Origin of the sequence: Arthrobacter sp. NPDC056727 (assembly GCF_042790555.1) — a bacterium.
In the GTDB taxonomy this organism is placed as follows: Bacteria; Actinomycetota; Actinomycetes; order Actinomycetales; family Micrococcaceae; genus Arthrobacter.
In genome coordinates, this window is the sequence record NZ_JBHTZA010000004.1 from 23,519 (window position 1) to 41,733 (window position 18,215).

Below are 18,215 nucleotides of genomic sequence, written 5' to 3' on the forward strand. Positions count from 1 at the left end.
ACTGTGGCCGTCCGAATCGCAGGGTGTTGGTGCTAGCCGCGTTCAAGGAACGCCTCCTTCTCGGGATTCAGGTACTCGTCAATGGCCTCGGCAAGCGCCGCATGTCCGGTCAGCGCAGGGTCAGCGGCGACGATCTTCTGGGCGTCCTGCCGGGCCCGGGCAATAATGTCCTCGTGTTCCAGCACGCGGAGCAGCTTCAGCGTGGACCGGCCCCCTGACTGCGAGGCGCCGAGGATGTCACCCTCGCGGCGCAGCTTCAGGTCCTCCTGGGAAAGTTCGAACCCGTCGGTGGTGGCTGCCACGGCGTCGAGCCGGCGCCGGCTGGGGTGGCCCGGTTCGAGAGTGGTCACGAGCAGGCACGTCCCCGGCAGGCCGCCACGGCCCACGCGCCCGCGGAGCTGGTGCAGCTGGGAGATGCCGAAACGGTCGGCGTCCAGGATGACCATCAGGGTTGCGTTGTGCACGTCCACGCCCACCTCGATCACGGTGGTGGATACCAGCAGCTTGGTCTGGTTGGCGGTGAAGGAGGCCATGGTCTCGGACTTCAGCGCCGGGTCCTGGCGCCCGTGGAGCGGGGCCAGCGGCACTCCGGCCAGGGCCGGCACCTCCTTGAGGTGCTCGACGACGGCGGTCACCGAGGCCAGTTCGCGTGCCGCACCGTTTCCCTCCAGTTCCCCGGGATCAGGTTCCGCTTCACCGGGAGTGAAGTCGCCGTCGTCGTCCGCCCCGATCTTGGGGCACACGACGTACACCTGGTGGCCGGACTCGATCTCCTCACGGGAGCGGGACCAGATGCGGCCGGCCCAGGCGGGGTTCTCCGCGAGGCCCACCACGTGTGTGGTGATGGGTGCCCGGCCGGCCGGCAGCTCGTCAAGCACGGACGTTTCGAGGTCGCCGAACACCGTCATGGCCACGGTCCTGGGAATCGGGGTGGCGGTCATGACCAGCAGGTGCGGGGGCTTGCTGGCCTTGGCACGCAGGGCGTCGCGCTGTTCCACTCCGAAGCGGTGCTGCTCGTCCACCACGATGAGGCCCAGATCAAAGAACGTGACGTTGTCGCTCAACAGCGCGTGCGTGCCGATGACAATCCCGGCCGTTCCCGAAGCGGCGTCGAGCAGCGCCTGCTTGCGCGCGGCAGTCGGCATGGAACCGGTGAGCAGGCTGACCTGCACAGAGTTCCCGCCCAGCCCGCCCAGCAGTCCGTCGCGGGCCAGCGGACCGAGCGTACGCCGGATCGAGTCATAGTGCTGCGCCGCCAGGACTTCCGTGGGGGCCAGCAGCGCAGCCTGTCCCCCGGCGTCCACAACCTGGAGCATCGCCCGCAGCGCCACAATGGTTTTGCCGGAGCCGACCTCACCCTGCAGCAGCCGGTTCATGGGCCCGTCCTGCGACAGCTCCTGCGAGAGGGTCTTGCCGACGGCGGACTGGCCTGCGGTCAGGGTGAACGGCAGCTGGCGGTCGAAGGCTGCGAGCAGTCCATCCGGCACGGGACGCCGGGCTGTGGCCTCCTCTGCGGAAAGCTGGGCACGGCGGCGGGCCAGTGCGGACTGGAGGACCAGTGCCTCCTGGTAGCGGAAGCGCTCCCTGGCCTTGCGCCAATCCTGCGCGTTCTCCGGGGCGTGGATGAGCCGGTAGGCCTCCGGCACCGGAAGGAATTTTTCACGTGCGGAGATGGCTGCCGGCAACGGGTCGGGCAAAGCGTTCAGGTCCGCGGTTTCCAGCAGGGTTTTCACGACATTCTGGATGGACCAGCTGGTGAGATGTGCGGTGGCCGGGTAAACCGGGATGGGCATGGCAGCGAGCTGCTCCGGGTCCATCCCGGGGATATCCGGGTCCGCATCCAGCAGGTGGTAGTTCGGGTTGGTGAGTCCCAGCGAACCTTGAAAGCGCGTCACTTTCCCGGAGAACATTGCCCGCCGGCCGGGCTGGAGCTCGGTAAAGGGGCGGTGGCCGTTGAAGAAGCTGATTTTCAGCGTGCCGGCTCCGGCGTCGTCGGTAACCACGACGTCGGTGATGAAGCCCTTCCGTTTCTGCATTTGCCGCTTGCTGCCGGAGACGACGCGGGCGATGAGCGTGACTTCCTCGTCGAACGGGAGTTCGCTGATGCGCGTCAGTTCACCGCGGTTGAGGTACTTCCGCGGAAAGTGGTTGAGCAGGCCGCCCACCGTGGTGATGCCCAGGTGTTTCTCGATCGGACCCGCGGAGCGTTTGCCGACCCGGCGCTCCAGGCCGAGTTCCATTTCGACGTTCATCGTCCCTCTGCGCCCACTTCTCCTGACGGATCCCGGGGCAGGGCGAGCTCGCTGACGGACACGTCCGCCGGTTCACCCAGCGACCTGATCATCGCCAGGGCGGGGCCGGAATCCGGAACGTGCACGTGGACCCGCCAGCGGTACCGGCCTTCGGCGTCGGCGGAAGGACCCACCTGGCTCATGATCACGGAGTCCCCGAGTTCATCCAGGCGCTGCCGGAGGGTGGCCGCGTCCAGGGGCGAGAGGCTGATGGTGCACATGACCTCCACGCCGTCGTCGTCCGGCATGTCGGTGTGGATGTGCGGATCCTGCAGGTCGTACCCGTGCAGGCCGTCCAGCAGTTCGTTCCGGAGTTCCTCCCCGAGGACAGCGGATCGCAGGCAGTCGAGGATCAGCAGCATGCCCACGCCGCCGGCATCCACCACGTGCGCGGCCTGCAGCGCATCAAGCTGTCCCTCGGTGCGGACCACGGCCTCAAGCGCAGCCTCCACGGCCGCGTCCAGGACCAGGCCCAGCGCATGGTTGCTGTCGTTGCCGTTGTGGCCGGCGTCAATGGCGGCCGCTGCACGGCCCGCCGCCTCCATGACAGAAAGCATGGTGCCGGGGACGGGGTCGCTCAGCGCGGACCAGGCCCTGATCTGTGCCCGGTTGAGGGCTGCGGCGAGCAGCGACGAGGTGAGGCGGGCATGACCGGCCAGTGGTTCGGCCGCGGCGCAAAGGAATACGGAGAACAGCGTGCCGGAGTTTCCTTTGGCCTGTTCCATTGCCGCCTGGCCGGCGTGCGCCAGGACGGCACCCACGTCATTGAGCTGGAGGCCTGCACCTTCCGGGGCGGCCTCCTGCAGCGCCCGGGATGCGGCACGGACTGTGAGGTACAGGTTGGTTCCGGTGTCGCCGTCGGCTACCGGGAAGATATTGATGGCATTAAGGCGGTCGCTGTGGTTGCCCAGCGCGGTTTCGGCCTTGCCCAACCACCGCTTCATCGCTTGCGCGTTCGCGGCAACCTTAGTCTGCAAAGTGATCCCATCCCACGGAGTCAGCGGGCCGTCCCGCGATCGTCACGCCCGGCGCCTTCTCCGCGCCGCAGGCCTGTACTGAGCCTATCCCAGTAAACCCGGGCGGCACCTGCATGCCCGCCGGGAATGTGGCCAGGAGTCCGTGGTCCTCCCCGCCGCCGAGCACCCAGGCGTGGGGGTCGGCCCCCAGCAGCGTGGCCGCCGGGCGGAGGGGCTGGACGAGGCGGTCCAGTTGCCGCGGATCGAGATCCAGCAGAACGTTGCTGGCCACCGCCAGCCTGGTTCCGTCCCGCATCAAACCGTCCGAGATGTCCATCATTGCCGTGGCGCCGGATGTGCGCGCCAGCGGCCCGGCCTCCAGGGGCGGCTCCGGCCGGCACTGAAGCTCAAGCAGCGACAGCAGCTCCGGTGCAAGCGAACCCACCGGGTGCCTGGATTCGAGCAGCGCCAGCCCGGCGGCAGCCCAGCCTGCCCGGCCGGCAATGGCCACGGTGTCGCCGGCGCGGGCACCGGACCGGAGGACGGCTTCCCCGCCGCCGAGCGTGCCGAGGACCGCAACGGTGACCGACAGCTCGCGGCCGCGGCCGAGGTCGCCGCCGGCAACAGAGCACGAGCCCGCCCCCAGCTTGCTGATGGCGGCCGTGAGTCCGTCCGCCAGGTCCTCGACCCATGCCACCGGGGTGTCCGGCGGCATGGTCAGGCTGACCACCATGGATGTTGCCGTCGCGCCCATCGCGTTGATGTCGCTGAGGTTCTGCGCCGCCGCCTTCCAGCCGACGTCATATCCGGTGGTCCGGTAGCCGTTGTTCCACTCAAGCCGGAAATCCTGGTCCTGGACCTGGGTGTCGATGCTGATGACCGTCCTGCCGTCCGGCACCGCAATGATGGCGGCGTCATCGCCGGGTCCGAGGACCACGGCGGCACTGTGCAGGGCGCTGAGTTCAAGGCGCGGGAAAATCCGGGTCAGAAGCTCCGCTTCGGACAGTTGGGCAACAGTCAATGGTGTTTCGGGCACGCCACTACGCTACCGCCACGGGCAGACAAACTTGGCTGGCGCGTGGGCTGCCTGCTGAACGATAGGCTTGAAGGATGCATTTTCCGTCTGCCCAGAGACCCGTACGGAAACCTGCCCGGAAGCCCGTCCGCAGGCTGAGCGCGGCAGCGGCCGCCGTCGTGACTGGACTGGCGCTGGGTGGCTGTTCACCCGCCGTCGACGTTGCCCCGGCAGCCGATGCGGCCAATCCGGCCTGCGCCCCGATGATGGTAGCCCTTCCGGATGCCATCGGCGACGCCCGCCTGCGCAAGACGAACAGCCAGGCCACCGCCGCCTGGGGCGACCCGTCGCAGGTGATCCTGCGGTGCGGGGTCAACGTTCCGGGCCCCACCACGGACCGCTGCGTGAGCGTCAACGACGTCGACTGGGTCATCAAGGAGGGTAACCCGGTCTGGACGCTGACCACCTACGGCCGGGAGCCTGCCACGGAGATCCTGATGGATCCGAACAAGATCAGCTCAGCCACCGTCCTGGCCGACCTGTCCGGCGCGGCCGCGAAGATCAAGGCCAGCCGGAAGTGCGTGGGCCAGGCCGACCTGCAGAACCTGCCCACCAGCAAGTAGGCAGGTCCCCCGGAACGCTAGCGCAGACCGGTCTTGCGGTTCAGTGCCAGGTGGATCAGCTCGTCGATCAGTTCCGGATAGGACAGGCCGGTGGCCGCCCACATCTGCGGGTACATGCTCTTCGGCGTGAAGCCGGGCATGGTGTTGATCTCGTTGATGATGAGGTCGCCGTCCGGCGTGTAGAAGAAGTCGACCCTGCTCAGGCCTTCCGCCCCGACCGCCTCAAACGCCACGGCGGCAAGCTCCCGTACGCGGCTAATCGCTTCCTCGGGCATGTCCGCGGGGCAGCTCAGGGCTGCCGCATCATCCACGTACTTGGCCTGGAAGTCGTAGAACTCGTGCTGGTCGCCGCCCACCGAGATCTCGCCCGGCAGGGATGTGCGCGGCGCATCGGCGCCGCGGCCCTCGAGCACGGCACATTCGATTTCCCGGCCCACAATGCCGGCTTCGATCACCAGTTTGGGATCATGCTCGCGGGCCGCCTCGATGGCGGCGTCCAGACCGTCCAGCGAGTCCACCTTGGAGATGCCCATCGAGGATCCCGCGCGGGCGGGCTTGACGAACACCGGGAAGCCCAGCAGGTCAACCTGCTTGCGGACGGATTCGGGGTCGTTGCGCCACTGCCGGTCAGTCACCGCGATGTAGGGCCCAACCTTCAGTCCGGCGGCCTCGAAGACCACCTTCATGAAGTGCTTGTCCATGCCCACCGCCGACGCCAGCACGCCGGCACCCACGTAACGGGTGTCGGAGAGCTCCAGGAGCCCCTGGATGGTGCCGTCCTCACCGAATGGGCCATGGAGCAGCGGGAACACCACATCCACGGTGCCAAGTTCCTGCGGGACCTCGTTGGGGGCGGTCACGATGAGCTGGTGCTCTCCGCCGATCTCGGTGAGGGTCACCGTCTGGGCCGACGGCGCGACCTCCGGAAGCGACGTCGTCGACAGGGACCACTGTGCCGTGTCCCCGGACGCGAGGACCCACTGGCCGGACTTGGCAATGCCGATGGGCACGACGTCGTACTTGTTCCGGTCGATGGCGCCCAGGACACCGGCCGCGGTGACGCAGCTGACGGCGTGTTCGCTGGAGCGGCCACCGAAAAGGACGGCCACCCGCGGCCTGGTTGGGGCTGTGTTGCTTTGGTTGATCTTGTCCGCTGCGGTCAAGTTTTCTTCCGACACTGTCAGTAATCGCCTTCGGCTTTAAGTTCCCGGGACAGCAGCACCGGCCCGAGTTGGTCAACGGACAATTTTCCGGCGAGGACCGCGACGACGGCCGCCGTGATGGGCATTTCGACGCCGACCTTGCCGGCCAGTTCGTGGACGGCCGGCCCGGACTTGATGCCTTCGGCTGTCTGGGTCATTTTCTGGGCGACCTCGTCCAGCGTGAGCCCCTGTCCCAGCAGCCGGCCGGCGGTGTGGTTCCGGGACAGCGGCGACGAGCACGTGGCCACCAGGTCCCCGAGTCCGGCCAGCCCCGCCATGGTGTGCGCCTTGCCGCCGAGGGCCAGCGCCAGCCGGGAGGTTTCGGCCAGCCCGCGGGTAATGACGGAAGCCTTGGTGTTGTCCCCCATCTGCTTTCCTTCGCAGATGCCGACGGCCAGTGCGATGACGTTCTTGACGATTCCGCCGATCTCGACGCCGACGATGTCAGAGGTGGTGTAGGGACGGAAATACGGGGCGGTGCAGCTTCTGGCGATCCAGCCGGCGACGGCGGAGTCCGGGCAGGCAACGACCGAGGCCGTGGGCTCCTCGCGGGCGATCTCCATGGCAAGGTTTGGACCGGATACGACGGCGATGCGATCGGCGGGGATGTCCAGCTCCTCGGCGATGACCTCGCTCATCCGCGCGTCAGATCCCAGCTCGAGCCCCTTCATCAGGGACACCACGAGGGCATCGGGCCCGATCAGGGGCTTCCACTTCCGCAGCTGGAGGCGCAGCGACTGCGCGGGAACGGCAAGGACCACCAGGTCGGCTCCCGACAGGACGTCCTCCACGTCGGCGGCGGCGGTGATGCTCGGCGGAAGCTCGACGTCGGCCAGGTACTGGGGGTTGCGGTGGTTGCCGTTGATCTCGGCCACCACCTCCGCCCGGCGGCCCCAGATCCGGATGCGGCGGTCGACGCCGGAAGCTGTGGCGGCGTCGGCGAGGATTTTCGCGAAGGTGGTCCCCCATGAACCGGCGCCCAGGACTGCCACGGACACGGCAGAGCCGGGCCGGGCCGATACAGGCGTCATTTCCCGCCCCGCTCGACGTCGCGGCCGTGCTTCGTCTGGTTGTGGGCGCTCGGGTCCCAGCGCCGGGCCGGCGGGTGTTCCCCGCGGAGTTCGGCGAGGAGTCCGGTCACGGCATCCATGATCACGTCGGTCGCTTCCGCCAGCGTGGCCTTGTCCCGGGAACGGCCCGCGAACCGGGAGAGGTCTACGGGGTCGCCGATCAGGATCCTGGACGTCTTGCGCGGGAACAGGTGGAACCGCTTGGCATAGCGGGGAAAGAGCTCGTGCGCGCCCCAGTGCGCCATCGGCACCACCGGGATGCCGGTCTCCAGGGCCAGCCGGGCGGCGCCGGTGTGCCCCTTCATGGGCCACAGGCCCGGGTCACGGGTCAGCGTTCCCTCGGGGTAGATGATGATCGCCCCGCCCTCGGCCACAACCTCCTGGGCGAGCTGCAGCGAGCGGTTAGCACCCGCCGTCGAGCGTTCCACCGGAATCTGCTTGGTGGCGTGCAGCACGGCACCCACGACGGGAATCTTGAAGAGGCCGGACTTCGCCAGGAAGTGCGGGGCGCGCTTCTGGCTGTACAGCATGTGCCCGATGACCAGGGGGTCGATCTCGGTGCAGTGGTTGGGCACGGCGATGAAGCCACCCGCGGGAAGCTTGTCCGTGCCCTCCCATTTTTTGTTCATGATCAGGTTCAGGACCGGCCGGACAATGCCGGCGATAATCACGAACGTTATGTGGCTCTTGGCCGATTCCTTCACCGGGCCCCCGCTACTTTGCCGACGAGATGTCGAAGTCGGCGCCGAGCCCTGCCAGCTTCTCGGTGAACCGCTCGTAGCCGCGGTTGATGATGTCGATACCCGTCACGCGGGAGGTGCCCGTGGCGGCCAGTGCGGCGATCAGGTGACTGAAGCCGCCGCGGAGGTCCGGCACGTCGATGTCGGTTCCCTTGAGCTGCGTCGGACCCGAGATGACCGCCGAATGCAGGAAGTTCCGCTGCCCGAAGCGGCACGGCACGCTGCCCAGGCATTCCCGGTGCACCTGAATGCTGGCGCCCATGCGGATGAGGGCGTCGGTGAAGCCGAACCGGTTCTCGTAGACGGTCTCATGCACGATGGACACGCCCTCGGCCTGGGTCAGGGCCACCACGAGGGGCTGCTGCCAGTCGGTCATGAATCCCGGGTGGACGTCCGTTTCCAGGACGAGCGGGCTGAGCTTGCCGCCACGGTGGTAGAAGCGGATGCCGTCCTCGCCGATGTCCATGCCGCCGCCCACCTTGCGGAAGGTGTTCAGGAAAGTCATCATGTCCCGCTGCGAGGCGCCTTCGACGAAGATGTCGCCGCGCGTCACCAGCGCCGCGGATGCCCAGGACGCCGACTCGTTGCGGTCCGAAAGTGCACGGTGGTTGTAGCCGCCCAGGTCCCGGACGCCTTCGATGCGGATGGTCCGGTCCGTCTGGACGCTGATGATGGCACCCATCTTCTGGAGCACGGCGATGAGGTCGATGATTTCGGGCTCGGTGGCGGCACCGGAGAGTTCGGTGATGCCTTCGGCGCGCGTTGCGCTCAGGAGGACCTGCTCCGTAGCACCGACGGAGGGGTACGGCAGGGAGATCTTGGCTCCGTGCAGCCCCTTGGGCGCGGAAATGTGGATGCCGCCCGGGCGCTTCTCGACGACGGCGCCGAACTGCCGCAGCACGTCCAGGTGGTAGTCGATGGGGCGGTCGCCGATCTTGCAGCCGCCCAGGTCCGGGATGAAGGCCTCGCCGATCGCGTGGATCAGCGGGCCGCACAGCAGGATGGGGATCCGGGAGTCGCCGGCGTGCGCGTCGATGGCCGTGCTGGGCGCCGTCTTGGCCGCCTTGGGGTCCAGGGTCAGGTCGCCGGTGACGGGGTCCTTGTCGACGGTCACGCCGTGCAGCTGGAGCAGGCTGGTGACCACCTCGACGTCCTTGATTTCCGGGACGTTCCGCAGCACGGAGGGCTCGTTGCCCAGAAGTGCCGCCACCATGGCCTTGGGTACAAGGTTCTTGGCACCGCGGACGCTGACACGGCCAGTTAGCGGGACGCCTCCGCGGATTGTCAGAACACTACTCATTTACCGGTTTCCTCACGACTACTCGCCCCCCAAATCCTTACAAAGGCACCAGCTAAGCATATGAGTTCGCGTTACCGAACCGAAATACTGCCGCGGGTGTGTGGGCCCTGGCGCCCGAATGGCGGGCAACGGAAAGGCCCGCCATGGCTGTGCACGGCGGGCCTTCCAGTGATGCTTTTTACGTTTCCGGTCAGGAGGTTCTGGCCGGCAGCGTGAGGGGCTTGAAGGACGGCCGCGTTGCTTCGTAGGCCGTGATGTCCTCCTCGTGCTGCAGGGTCAGCCCGATGTCATCGAGGCCCTCGAGCAGGCGCCAGCGCGTGTAGTCGTCGATCTCAAAGGGTGCCACCACGTTGCCGCAGATGACGGTCTTGGAGACGAGGTCAACGGCCACCTCGGTGCCCGGAGCGTTTTCGAGCGTCTTCCAGATGAGCTCGATGTCATCCTGGGCAACCTGCGCGGCCAGGAGTCCCTGCTTGCCCGAGTTGCCGCGGAAGATATCGGCGAACCGGGAGGAGAGCACGGCACGGAAGCCGTAGTCCTTCAGGGCCCAGACTGCGTGTTCGCGGGAGGAGCCGGTGCCGAAGTCGGGGCCGGCAACCAGCACGGACCCGGCGTTGAAGGGCTCCTGGTTCAGAATGAAGGAAGCATCCTTGCGCCAGGCGGAAAACAGCGCGTCTTCAAAGCCGGTGCGCGTGATGCGCTTGAGGTACACGGCAGGGATGATCTGGTCCGTGTCGACGTTGCTCTGGCGCAGCGGGACGCCGATACCGGTGTGGGTAGTGAACTTTTCCATGGCGTCTTCCTAGGCGGCGTCGGTGGTGAGGGCTGCGGATTCCGGTGCCGGGTCGAGGTCCGACGGCGAGCTCAGCGTTCCGCGGACGGCCGTGGCGGCTGCGACGACCGGAGAAACGAGGTGCGTGCGTCCGCCCTTGCCCTGCCGGCCTTCGAAGTTCCGGTTGGAGGTGGAAGCACACCGCTCCCCCGGCTCCAGCTGGTCCGGGTTCATGCCCAGGCACATGGAGCAGCCGGCGAAGCGCCATTCGGCACCGAAGTCCTTGAAGACCTTGTCCAGGCCCTCGGCCTCAGCCTCCAGGCGTACCCGTGCCGAACCCGGAACCACCAGCATCCGGACCTTCGGGTCCTTCTCGCGGCCGCGGATGATGTCCGCTGCGGCCCGCAGGTCCTCGATGCGGGAGTTGGTGCAGGATCCCAGGAAGACGGTGTCCACGCGGATGTCCTTCATGGGCGTTCCGGCTTCCAGGCCCATGTACTGCAGGGCGCGTTCCGCGGCGGCCTTGGCGTTCTCGTCGCCGAAGTCCTCCGGGGACGGCACATTGGCCGAGAGCGAGACGCCCTGGCCCGGGTTGGTGCCCCAGGTGACGAACGGCTCGAGCGTGTTGGCATCCAGGTCCACCTGGACGTCGAAGACGGCGTCGTCGTCGGTGCGCAGGGTGTTCCAGTACTCGACGGCGGCGTCCCAGTCGGCGCCCGCCGGTGCGTGCGGCCGACCGTTCATGTAGGCGTAGGTGGTCTCGTCAGGAGCCACCATGCCGGCGCGGGCGCCTGCTTCGATGGACATGTTGCAGATGGTCATCCGGGCGTCCATGGACAGGGCGCGGATGGCCGAGCCACGGTATTCCAGGACGTAGCCCTGTCCGCCGCCGGTGCCAATCTTGGCGATGACAGCGAGGATAATGTCCTTGGCGGTCACACCGGGGCGCAGCGTGCCCTCGACGTTGATGGCCATGGTCTTGAACGGCTTGAGGGACAGTGTCTGGGTGGCCATGACGTGCTCCACCTCGGAGGTGCCGATGCCCATGGCCAGCGCGCCGAATGCGCCGTGGGTGGAGGTGTGCGAGTCGCCGCACACCACGGTCATGCCGGGCTGGGTGAGCCCCAGCTGCGGGCCCACGACATGCACGATGCCCTGCTCGGCGTCACCGAGGGAGTGCAGGCGGACGCCGAACTCCCCGCAGTTGTTGCGCAGGGTCTGGATCTGGGTCCGGCTGGTCAGGTCGGCAATCGGCTTGTCGATGTCCAGCGTCGGGGTGTTGTGGTCCTCGGTGGCGATGGTGAGGTCCGGGCGGCGCAGCTTGCGGCCGGCCAGTCGGAGACCTTCGAATGCCTGCGGGGAAGTCACCTCATGGACGAGGTGCAGGTCGATGTACAGAAGGTCCGGCTGGGCGTTGGCGCCTTCGCCGTCGCCTTTGCGCACCACGTGCGCGTCCCAGACTTTCTCGGCCAATGTTTTGGCCATGGCCATCTCCCTTCGATGCTGTTTGCTGTTGGATCCACTGAAACAGCAGAGCCGTGTAATAAGCCAGTCCAATGATTTGCATCTCAGATAATGAGACGGCAATATCAATACATGGACAATTCTAGTGGAGTCGGTGTCATTGATAAAGCAGCCCAGGTGCTCGACGCACTGGAGGCCGGACCCACCACTCTTGCGCAGCTCGTCGCTGCCACGGGACTGGCGCGGCCCACGGTGCACAGGCTTGCGCTGGCGCTGGTCCACCACCGCCTGGTGAGCCGCGACATCCAAGGGCGCTTCGTCCTCGGCAGCCGGCTCGTTGAGCTTGCCTCCGCTGCCGGCGAGGACAGGCTGATCGCGTCAGCGGGACCGGTCCTTATGCAGCTTCGCGACGCCACCGGCGAAAGTGCCCAGATCTTCCGCCGCCAGGGCGACTGGCGCGTCTGCGTTGCCTCCGCCGAACGGCCCATTGGCCTCCGTGACACCATTCCGGTGGGAACCCAGCTGTCCATGAAGGCCGGATCCGCCGCCCAGGTGCTGCTCGCCTGGGAAGACCACGACCGGCTGCTGGAAGGCCTGCAGTCGGCGCGCTTCACGCCCACCGTTTTGGCGGGAGTACGACGGCGGGGCTGGGGCCAGAGCCTCGGCGAACGTGAGCCGGGCGTCGCTTCCGTCTCGGCACCGGTGCGCGGCCCCTCCGGCCGCGTCATCGCCGCCGTTTCCATCTCGGGCCCCATCGAACGGCTCACCCGACAGCCCGGACGGCTGCACGCGGAAGTCGTGTGCAATGCGGCCCGCGTCCTGACGGAAGCCCTCCGCAAGAACAACGACTAGCGTCCCGGCGCGTTCAACTCAGTAGCAGCTTAGGGCGTTCTCAAGGCTGGGAACGCCCTGATCCGGGCCATAGGTTTTGTCCCGGGCCGGATCCAAAAAAGTTTTTTAGATCCGTCTCCTATTGGGCTCTGAGCGGCCCTTTATTGTCGTACCCCCTTGGCAGACTGTGTGCATGGAGGTTCTCGGGGATTCAGCACTGACAGCGGAGGCGCCGCAAGGCGACTTTCTGCGTGCTGCCGCGGTTCCCGAAGCCCTTGTTCCGGACGCAGTTTTCCCCGGCGACGGGGTTCCCTTCGACGATGATTCTGACGCCATGTATCCGGAGGACCCTTTCCCCGGTGGAGAGTATCCCGACGGCAATTTCCGGGAGGATCCTTTTCCCGAGCTCCTTTATAGGGACGAGCTGTTCGCGGCCGACTCGAGTGCCGACGGTGCTGCCGCAAGTGCGGGCGCGCCTGGGCTGAGTGTCATTGACAGGGGCGGTCCGGCAACAATCCTCGTGCGGGCCGATCTCACCGCCGACGGTCCCGGGCTGATCGACCAGATCCGGGCGGGCGAGAACATCAAGGCCATGATCGCCGGGCAACAGGCCCGGCTAGCCGTCGCGCTCGAAGCAAGACAGCGGCGGGAACAAGCCGAACTCGAAGCCGGGACCAGCCCAGGGCAGGCCCACCGCAGCACCCTGGCGGCCGAGGACCTCGGCAGGAAACGCCCCCAAGAACACACGACCGGCGTGGCCGAACAGATCGCCCTGGCCCGGGGCGAGTCCCCGCACCGCGGCGGCCGGCTGCTCGGCATGGCCAAAGCCCTGGTCACCGAGATGCCGCACGCCCTCGGTGCGCTGGATACCGGCCAGCTCAATGAAGAAAAGGCCATGTATGTCGTGAAGGAAACGGCCTGCCTGACCGTCGAAGACCGGGCCGCGGTCGACGAGGAACTCGCCGCCGACACCGGGACCTTCGACGGGGTCGGGACCCGCGGGGTCATCGCCGCCGTCAAAGCCGCCGCCACCCGACGGGATCCGCGCTCCATCACCCAACGATCCAGCCACGCCGCCTCCGAACGGTCCGTGAGCCTGCGCCCGGCCCCCGACTGCATGACCTACCTGACAGCACTGCTGCCCGCCCACCAAGGCGTCGCCCTCTACACGGCCCTCACCCGGCAGGCCGACGCCCTCCGCTCCGCCGGCGATCCGCGGTCCCGGAACCAGGCCATGGCCGACACCCTCGTCGAAAGGACCACCGGCACCCCCGGCGGCATCACCGACATCGAGGTCAACCTCGTCATGACCGACCGCACCCTCCTCCAAGGCGACAGCGAACCCGCACGCCTCACCGGCTACGGCATCGTCCCCGCAGGATGGGCACGGAACCTCCTCAACCCCGAACAGGCACAGGAAACCGCGCACCAGGAAGCCGCCGCAAAAGACGCGGTCAAGGACCTGAAAATCTGGCTCCGGCGGCTCTACACCGCCCCGGACACCGGCGACCTCGTCGCCATGGACTCCCGGCGCCGACTCTTCCCGCCACCACTGCGCCGCTTCATCCAGGTCAGGGACGACACGTGCCGGACCCCGTACTGCGACGCCCCCATCCGCCACCACGACCACATCATCCCCTGGCACAACAACGGCCCAACATCCCTCGCCAACGGCGCCGGACTCTGCGAAGCCTGCAACCACATCAAAGAACTCCCCGGCTGGAAAACACAACCCAGACCAGGACCAAGACACACCATCGAAATCACCACCCCCACCGGCCACACCTACCGCTCAACCGCACCACCACTACCCGGGACCAGGCTGGGTGAATCTGGGCTGGGTGAAACCAGCCCCTCGGGAACCGGCGATAGGGGCACTCAGCAGTCCCAACAGCCTGGCCCAGCGCCGTAAAGGCAGTCCCGGGCAATCAGACGGCAAGGCGCTATCGGGCAGTAGTGTGGGCGCATGACCAGCTACGCAGTGTTCCTCCGCGGCATCAACGTGGGCGGCATCACCATCAAGATGGCGGACCTCAAGGAAGCCCTGAAGGCGGGACCGTTCACCGGCGTGAAGACGCTGCTGGCCAGCGGCAACGTGGTGCTGGCCAGCGACCTGAGTCCTGCCGCCGTCAAGAAAGAGTTCGAGACAATGCTGCGGAAGAGCTTCGGCTACGACGCCTGGGTGGTGGTGCTCACCTTGGAACGGGTGGCAGAGCTCGTTGCTGCGTGCCGCTACCCGGCCGACGACAAAACCACGCACACCTATCTCACCCTGGCCTCCGACAAGGCGGCATTGGACGAGCTGTTCGCTGCAGGGAAAGCCCTGGACAGCGTGGAGCAGGAGCGGCTTGGCCCTGAAGCCCTGGCCTGGCTTGCGCCCGCCGGCGGGACCCTCGAGAGCCCGTTCAGCAAGCTGACTGCCAAGGCGAAGTACAAAGCTTCCACCACCACCCGAAACCTCCGCACCATGATCAAGGTGCGGGACGCTGCTGCAGCCTTGGAGGAAGCAGCCAGCTGACACGAAGGCGAGCTAGCCGGCGGCAACCCGTAGCGCCGCATTAAACGCCTCAAGCCGGCGGATCTCGGCCTCCACGGGTTCCACCACTAGCCGTCCCGCAACCTCTGCCACGGCCGCGTTGAGCCGCTTCCTGGCCCCGGCGCCCCGGCGCCTCGCCACTCCGGCGGAAATGAATTTCGCCGTCACGGCAAGCAGGATCCCCAGCGCGGCTCCGCCTGCAATCATCAGGGTGGGCACCGGCCAGCCTTCCACCCGCGGCACCTGCGGGACGGGCAGCTGCAGATAGCCGAGGCCTGCCAGCACACCCAGCCAGCCCAAGCCGGCCACGGCTGCGAGCAGCGCCAGCCATTGGATGACGTTGAAGGCGCCCCACCACCAAGACTTGCGGCTGGCCCCGAGGTCCGCCCCGGCGATGGCCTGGTCAAGAGCGTCCGGCAGACGGTCCCTGCCCGTCCGGGCCGCCGCGCGGATAGAGGCGCGCCAAGGGCCGGGGGCACCGTCACTGGCGGCGTCGGCAAACATGCGGACGGCAGCATCGCTCCGCGCGCGCTCCGGAGCGCCCGCGGGCGGCAGTGATGTCCTGTTCACCTCGGCACTGGCGTTGCGGCGCAGGTTGAGCCGGCGGAGCGGATCGGGCCTGAAGCGGACAAGCCACCGCGTCACCGGCCAGCCCGTGCGCCGGGTGGACTCTATCCGATAGGACGAGGACACCGCATCGGCCACCAGCGGCACGTTGGCCGCGTCTGCCAGTTCAGCAGCGAGCCGCGCTGCGGTTCCGCCCTTCACTCCCGCAGCCTCCCCGCGGCCGGAGGCTTCCTGCAGCTGGGCCGCAGCCTTGGTCACGTCCGCGGACAACCGGAGGGACAGTGCCTCCCGCTGCGACACCACGCGGCGGATGGCCGCCCGGACAGCGTCAACGCCTGCTCCGGTCAAGGCAGAGGCAGCCAGGACCTGCACCTTGCCCAGCCCGTCGCGGGCCAGGATCCCCTTAAGCGAATCCAGCACTGGCACAACGTCGGCCGCCGGCAGCCTGTCAACCTGGTTTAGCACCACCAGCGTGACGGCACCGTGTGATGCCAGCGGAGCCAGGAAGCCGTTGTGAACGGCGGCATCGGCATACTTTTGCGGATCCAGGACCCAGACCAGGACGTCCACCATCCCCACCAGCCGCTGCACGATCTCGCGGTTCGCGGTGCGGGTGGAATCGAAGTCCGGCATGTCCAGCAGAATCAGCCCGGTATCCTGGTCGGCGAACCCGTCCACCGCATCTGCGTGGTGGCGGGCATGCACGTCCAGCCAGTCGAGCAGCGGCTCGCTGCCCTCGGCACCCCAGACACTCGCCAAAGGTTCGGATGTGGTGGGCCGGCGCGCCGCCGCCGTCGCGATCTCAGCGCCGTTCACGGCGTTGAACAGGGTGGATTTGCCGCTTCCGGTCGCCCCGAAAAAGCCCACCACCGTGTGGTCGGCTGAGAGCGCCCGCCGCGACCGGGCACGTTCCAGCACCCGGAGAACGTCCTCGAGCGCGGCGTCGGGCAGCACGCCCAGGGCCAGCTCACGGGCCTCGCCCAAAGCTTCGAGACGGCCTTGGAGCCGTGTCTCTTCCTTCGCCCTCCCCCGGCGGTTCACGTGGCGTCAGCCAACCGCGTCAGCGCCCGTGCATGTTCGGCGAGTTCGACGGCGGTGTTCCCGGCGTCCGCGTCCAGCCGCCCCAAAAAGCGTTCCTGCTCCGCCGCCAGCAGGTTACGGCACCTCCGGCTCAGGTCGTCGCGGGCGGTGCGTGCGAGCCGGCGCACGGCGTCTTCGCCGAAGACGGCCTCCAGCAGTTTCTGCCCCACGACGGCGGTGCCTCCTGCGACGCCGATCTCCAGGCCTGTCAGCCCGGCGGTCATGGAGAAAACCACGATCATCAGGGCGGCGCCCAGGCCGTTGATGCCGAAGGACAGCCACCGCGCCTGGGTCCTCTTGTCCTGCCCTTCGGTCCTGATCAGTTCCATGAGGCCGGCCTGCCAGTCGCGTATTTCCGCCGCCGCCAGTTCCCCAAAGCCGGAACTTGTTCCCGAGAGGTCGTCCGTGCCCAGAAGCTGCCGGCCCGCCGGATCCGAGCGCCAGCGCTGGTCTGCGTCCTCCGCCGCCTTGGCAGCCTCATCCAGGATGACGGCTTGGAGGCCTGTTTCAATTGCGGTTTCCACTTTCACTGCCGGTGCCGGCTCGCCCCGGAAGAATGCGCCCAACCGGTCGCGGAACCTCCCGACGTTCTGCTCCAGGCTGCGGAAGAACTCGCCCGTTCCCACGAAGTCCTGCCAGCGGGCCAGGACCTCGCCACGCAGCAGGGCACCGTCCTTGGTGGCGTCAATGATCCGGGTGCCGGCGTCCTGGTAGGCGGCCCGCACGTGGTCACCCAGCACCGTGGCCGCACGGCCCTGCTCCGTGGCGGCGTCGGCGATGCGCCCCACGCGCTGGCCCAGCTCCCGCACCGCGCCATGCAGCGTCCGCCGCGCAATGTCAGCGCGGGCTGCCGCATCCTTGGCAAGGGCGCGCAGCCAGGCCTTCAGAGGCTGCACGGTGTCCGCCGGAAGCATGCCGTCGCTGCCAAGCGGGACTTCGGGGATAACAAAGAGCCTGGCGGCGCCAAGGCCCTCCCGTGCCAGCATGCTGCGCAGGTCCTCGCTCACTTCCGCTTCTGCAGCCGGTGGCACACGGTCCAGGACGACCGCCACCATGATGTCCCGCGACGCCGCGTTCAGCAGCAGCTTCCACGGGACGGCGTCAGCGTACCGGTTGGCGGTGGTCACGAATATCCAGAGGTCGGCGGCCGCCAGCAACTGCCCGGCGAGCCTGCGGTTCCCGTCAGAGATGGAGTCAACGTCCGGAGCATCAAGCAGTGCAATTCCTTCGGGCACCGCTGGGTCGCCTGCGAGAACCAATGACGACACGGGAGCAGCGTCCGACGGCACGCCCCCGCGGCCGCCAGGCTCAGGCGCGGCGGGGGCCGGGACAGCCTCCCGAATGACCGTTCCGCGGATCCGGCTAAGGCCGGGCAGTACCCGCTGGTCGTCGAACCAGGAAGCTTCCGCGGGATGGTGCAGCAGGATGGGCTGGCGGGTGGTGGGCCGGATGGCACCCGCGCGTGTTACGGGATGCCCCACGAGCGCGTTCACCAGAGTCGACTTGCCGGCGCCCGTCGAGCCGCCGACGACGGCAAGCAGCGGAGCGTCCAGGCTGCGGTAGCGGGGCAGGATGTAGTCATCGAGCTGGGCCACGGAATTTCGGATCTCCAGCCGGGCCTGGTCGGCCGCCGGCAGCGCCAACGGCAACGAGACGGCTGCCAGATCGCGGCGGACTTCCTCCAGGAGGTGCACGCCGGCAGGCTGCGTTTCCATTTCCTGGCCGCTGGTTGGCGGGATCCGGTGGGAGGTCACAGCCTCATCATGCC

The 18,215-nt window shown here is 67.8% G+C and carries 15 protein-coding genes; 4 read left to right on the top strand and 11 right to left on the bottom strand.

Annotated features, from left to right (window positions below):
• Positions 1-32 precede the first annotated feature (32 nt).
• Genes ACFRAH_RS05065 through ACFRAH_RS05075 form a run of 3 tightly spaced genes read right to left on the bottom strand, consistent with a single transcriptional unit; the run spans position 33 to position 4,283 of the window.
• Positions 33-2,252, bottom strand: a complete 2,220-nt coding sequence (locus ACFRAH_RS05065) for an ATP-dependent DNA helicase RecG (RefSeq protein ID WP_377989830.1) — start codon at positions 2,250-2,252, stop codon at positions 33-35.
• The gene (locus tag ACFRAH_RS05070; RefSeq protein ID WP_377989831.1) at positions 2,249-3,235 is read right to left on the bottom strand and encodes a DAK2 domain-containing protein; all 987 of its coding nucleotides are present in this window, start codon (positions 3,233-3,235) and stop codon (positions 2,249-2,251) included. Before ACFRAH_RS05070 ends, ACFRAH_RS05065 begins: the two co-directional genes overlap by 4 nt.
• Before the next feature lie 22 nt (positions 3,236-3,257).
• Positions 3,258-4,283 carry a thiamine-phosphate kinase gene (locus ACFRAH_RS05075; RefSeq protein WP_377989832.1) on the bottom strand — a complete coding sequence of 342 codons (1,026 nt, stop codon included), beginning with the start codon at positions 4,281-4,283 and terminating at the stop codon, positions 3,258-3,260.
• Between the two features lie 74 nt (positions 4,284-4,357).
• On the opposite strand from ACFRAH_RS05075, the gene ACFRAH_RS05080 reads away from it, so the two are divergent.
• A complete protein-coding gene (locus tag ACFRAH_RS05080) occupies positions 4,358-4,885 on the top strand; it encodes a DUF3515 family protein (protein ID WP_377989833.1) in 528 nt (175 codons plus the stop codon).
• A gap of 17 nt (positions 4,886-4,902) precedes the next feature.
• On the opposite strand, the gene ACFRAH_RS05085 is transcribed toward ACFRAH_RS05080, so the two are convergent.
• The 6 genes from ACFRAH_RS05085 to leuC form a co-directional block, all read right to left on the bottom strand.
• Positions 4,903-6,048, bottom strand: coding sequence for a D-alanine--D-alanine ligase family protein (locus ACFRAH_RS05085; RefSeq protein WP_377989834.1), 1,146 nt, complete (start codon positions 6,046-6,048; stop codon positions 4,903-4,905).
• A 17-nt stretch (positions 6,049-6,065) separates the two neighbouring features.
• Positions 6,066-7,118: an NAD(P)H-dependent glycerol-3-phosphate dehydrogenase gene (locus tag ACFRAH_RS05090; protein ID WP_377989835.1), complete on the bottom strand. Its 1,053-nt coding sequence runs from the start codon at positions 7,116-7,118 to the stop codon at positions 6,066-6,068.
• Positions 7,115-7,861, bottom strand: coding sequence for a lysophospholipid acyltransferase family protein (locus ACFRAH_RS05095; RefSeq protein ID WP_377989836.1), 747 nt, complete (start codon positions 7,859-7,861; stop codon positions 7,115-7,117). The genes ACFRAH_RS05090 and ACFRAH_RS05095 overlap by 4 nt, the downstream gene beginning before the upstream one ends.
• A gap of 10 nt (positions 7,862-7,871) precedes the next feature.
• A complete protein-coding gene (murA, locus tag ACFRAH_RS05100) occupies positions 7,872-9,197 on the bottom strand; it encodes a UDP-N-acetylglucosamine 1-carboxyvinyltransferase (RefSeq protein ID WP_331574854.1) in 1,326 nt (441 codons plus the stop codon).
• A 190-nt stretch (positions 9,198-9,387) separates the two neighbouring features.
• Positions 9,388-9,990 (bottom strand): 3-isopropylmalate dehydratase small subunit, encoded by a 603-nt coding sequence (leuD, locus tag ACFRAH_RS05105; RefSeq protein ID WP_377989837.1) that lies wholly within the window; start codon positions 9,988-9,990, stop codon positions 9,388-9,390.
• Between the two features lie 9 nt (positions 9,991-9,999).
• Complete coding sequence (leuC, locus tag ACFRAH_RS05110; RefSeq protein WP_377989838.1) at positions 10,000-11,454, bottom strand: 3-isopropylmalate dehydratase large subunit; 1,455 nt, start codon at positions 11,452-11,454, stop codon at positions 10,000-10,002.
• Positions 11,455-11,565: 111 nt separating this feature from the next.
• Here leuC and ACFRAH_RS05115 point away from each other — a divergent pair, with 111 nt between their 5' ends.
• From ACFRAH_RS05115 to ACFRAH_RS05125, 3 genes are all read left to right on the top strand, one after another.
• Positions 11,566-12,285, top strand: coding sequence for an IclR family transcriptional regulator (locus ACFRAH_RS05115; RefSeq protein ID WP_043420062.1), 720 nt, complete (start codon positions 11,566-11,568; stop codon positions 12,283-12,285).
• A 172-nt stretch (positions 12,286-12,457) separates the two neighbouring features.
• Positions 12,458-14,176, top strand: coding sequence for an HNH endonuclease (locus ACFRAH_RS05120; RefSeq protein ID WP_377989839.1), 1,719 nt, complete (start codon positions 12,458-12,460; stop codon positions 14,174-14,176).
• A gap of 54 nt (positions 14,177-14,230) precedes the next feature.
• Positions 14,231-14,782 (top strand): DUF1697 domain-containing protein, encoded by a 552-nt coding sequence (locus tag ACFRAH_RS05125; RefSeq protein ID WP_377989840.1) that lies wholly within the window; start codon positions 14,231-14,233, stop codon positions 14,780-14,782.
• Between the two features lie 12 nt (positions 14,783-14,794).
• On the opposite strand, the gene ACFRAH_RS05130 is transcribed toward ACFRAH_RS05125, so the two are convergent.
• Both ACFRAH_RS05130 and ACFRAH_RS05135 read right to left on the bottom strand, forming a co-directional pair.
• Positions 14,795-16,408: a GTPase gene (locus ACFRAH_RS05130; RefSeq protein WP_377989841.1), complete on the bottom strand. Its 1,614-nt coding sequence runs from the start codon at positions 16,406-16,408 to the stop codon at positions 14,795-14,797.
• Positions 16,405-18,162 carry a dynamin family protein gene (locus ACFRAH_RS05135; protein ID WP_377990044.1) on the bottom strand — a complete coding sequence of 586 codons (1,758 nt, stop codon included), beginning with the start codon at positions 18,160-18,162 and terminating at the stop codon, positions 16,405-16,407. Before ACFRAH_RS05135 ends, ACFRAH_RS05130 begins: the two co-directional genes overlap by 4 nt.
• Positions 18,163-18,215 lie beyond the last annotated feature (53 nt).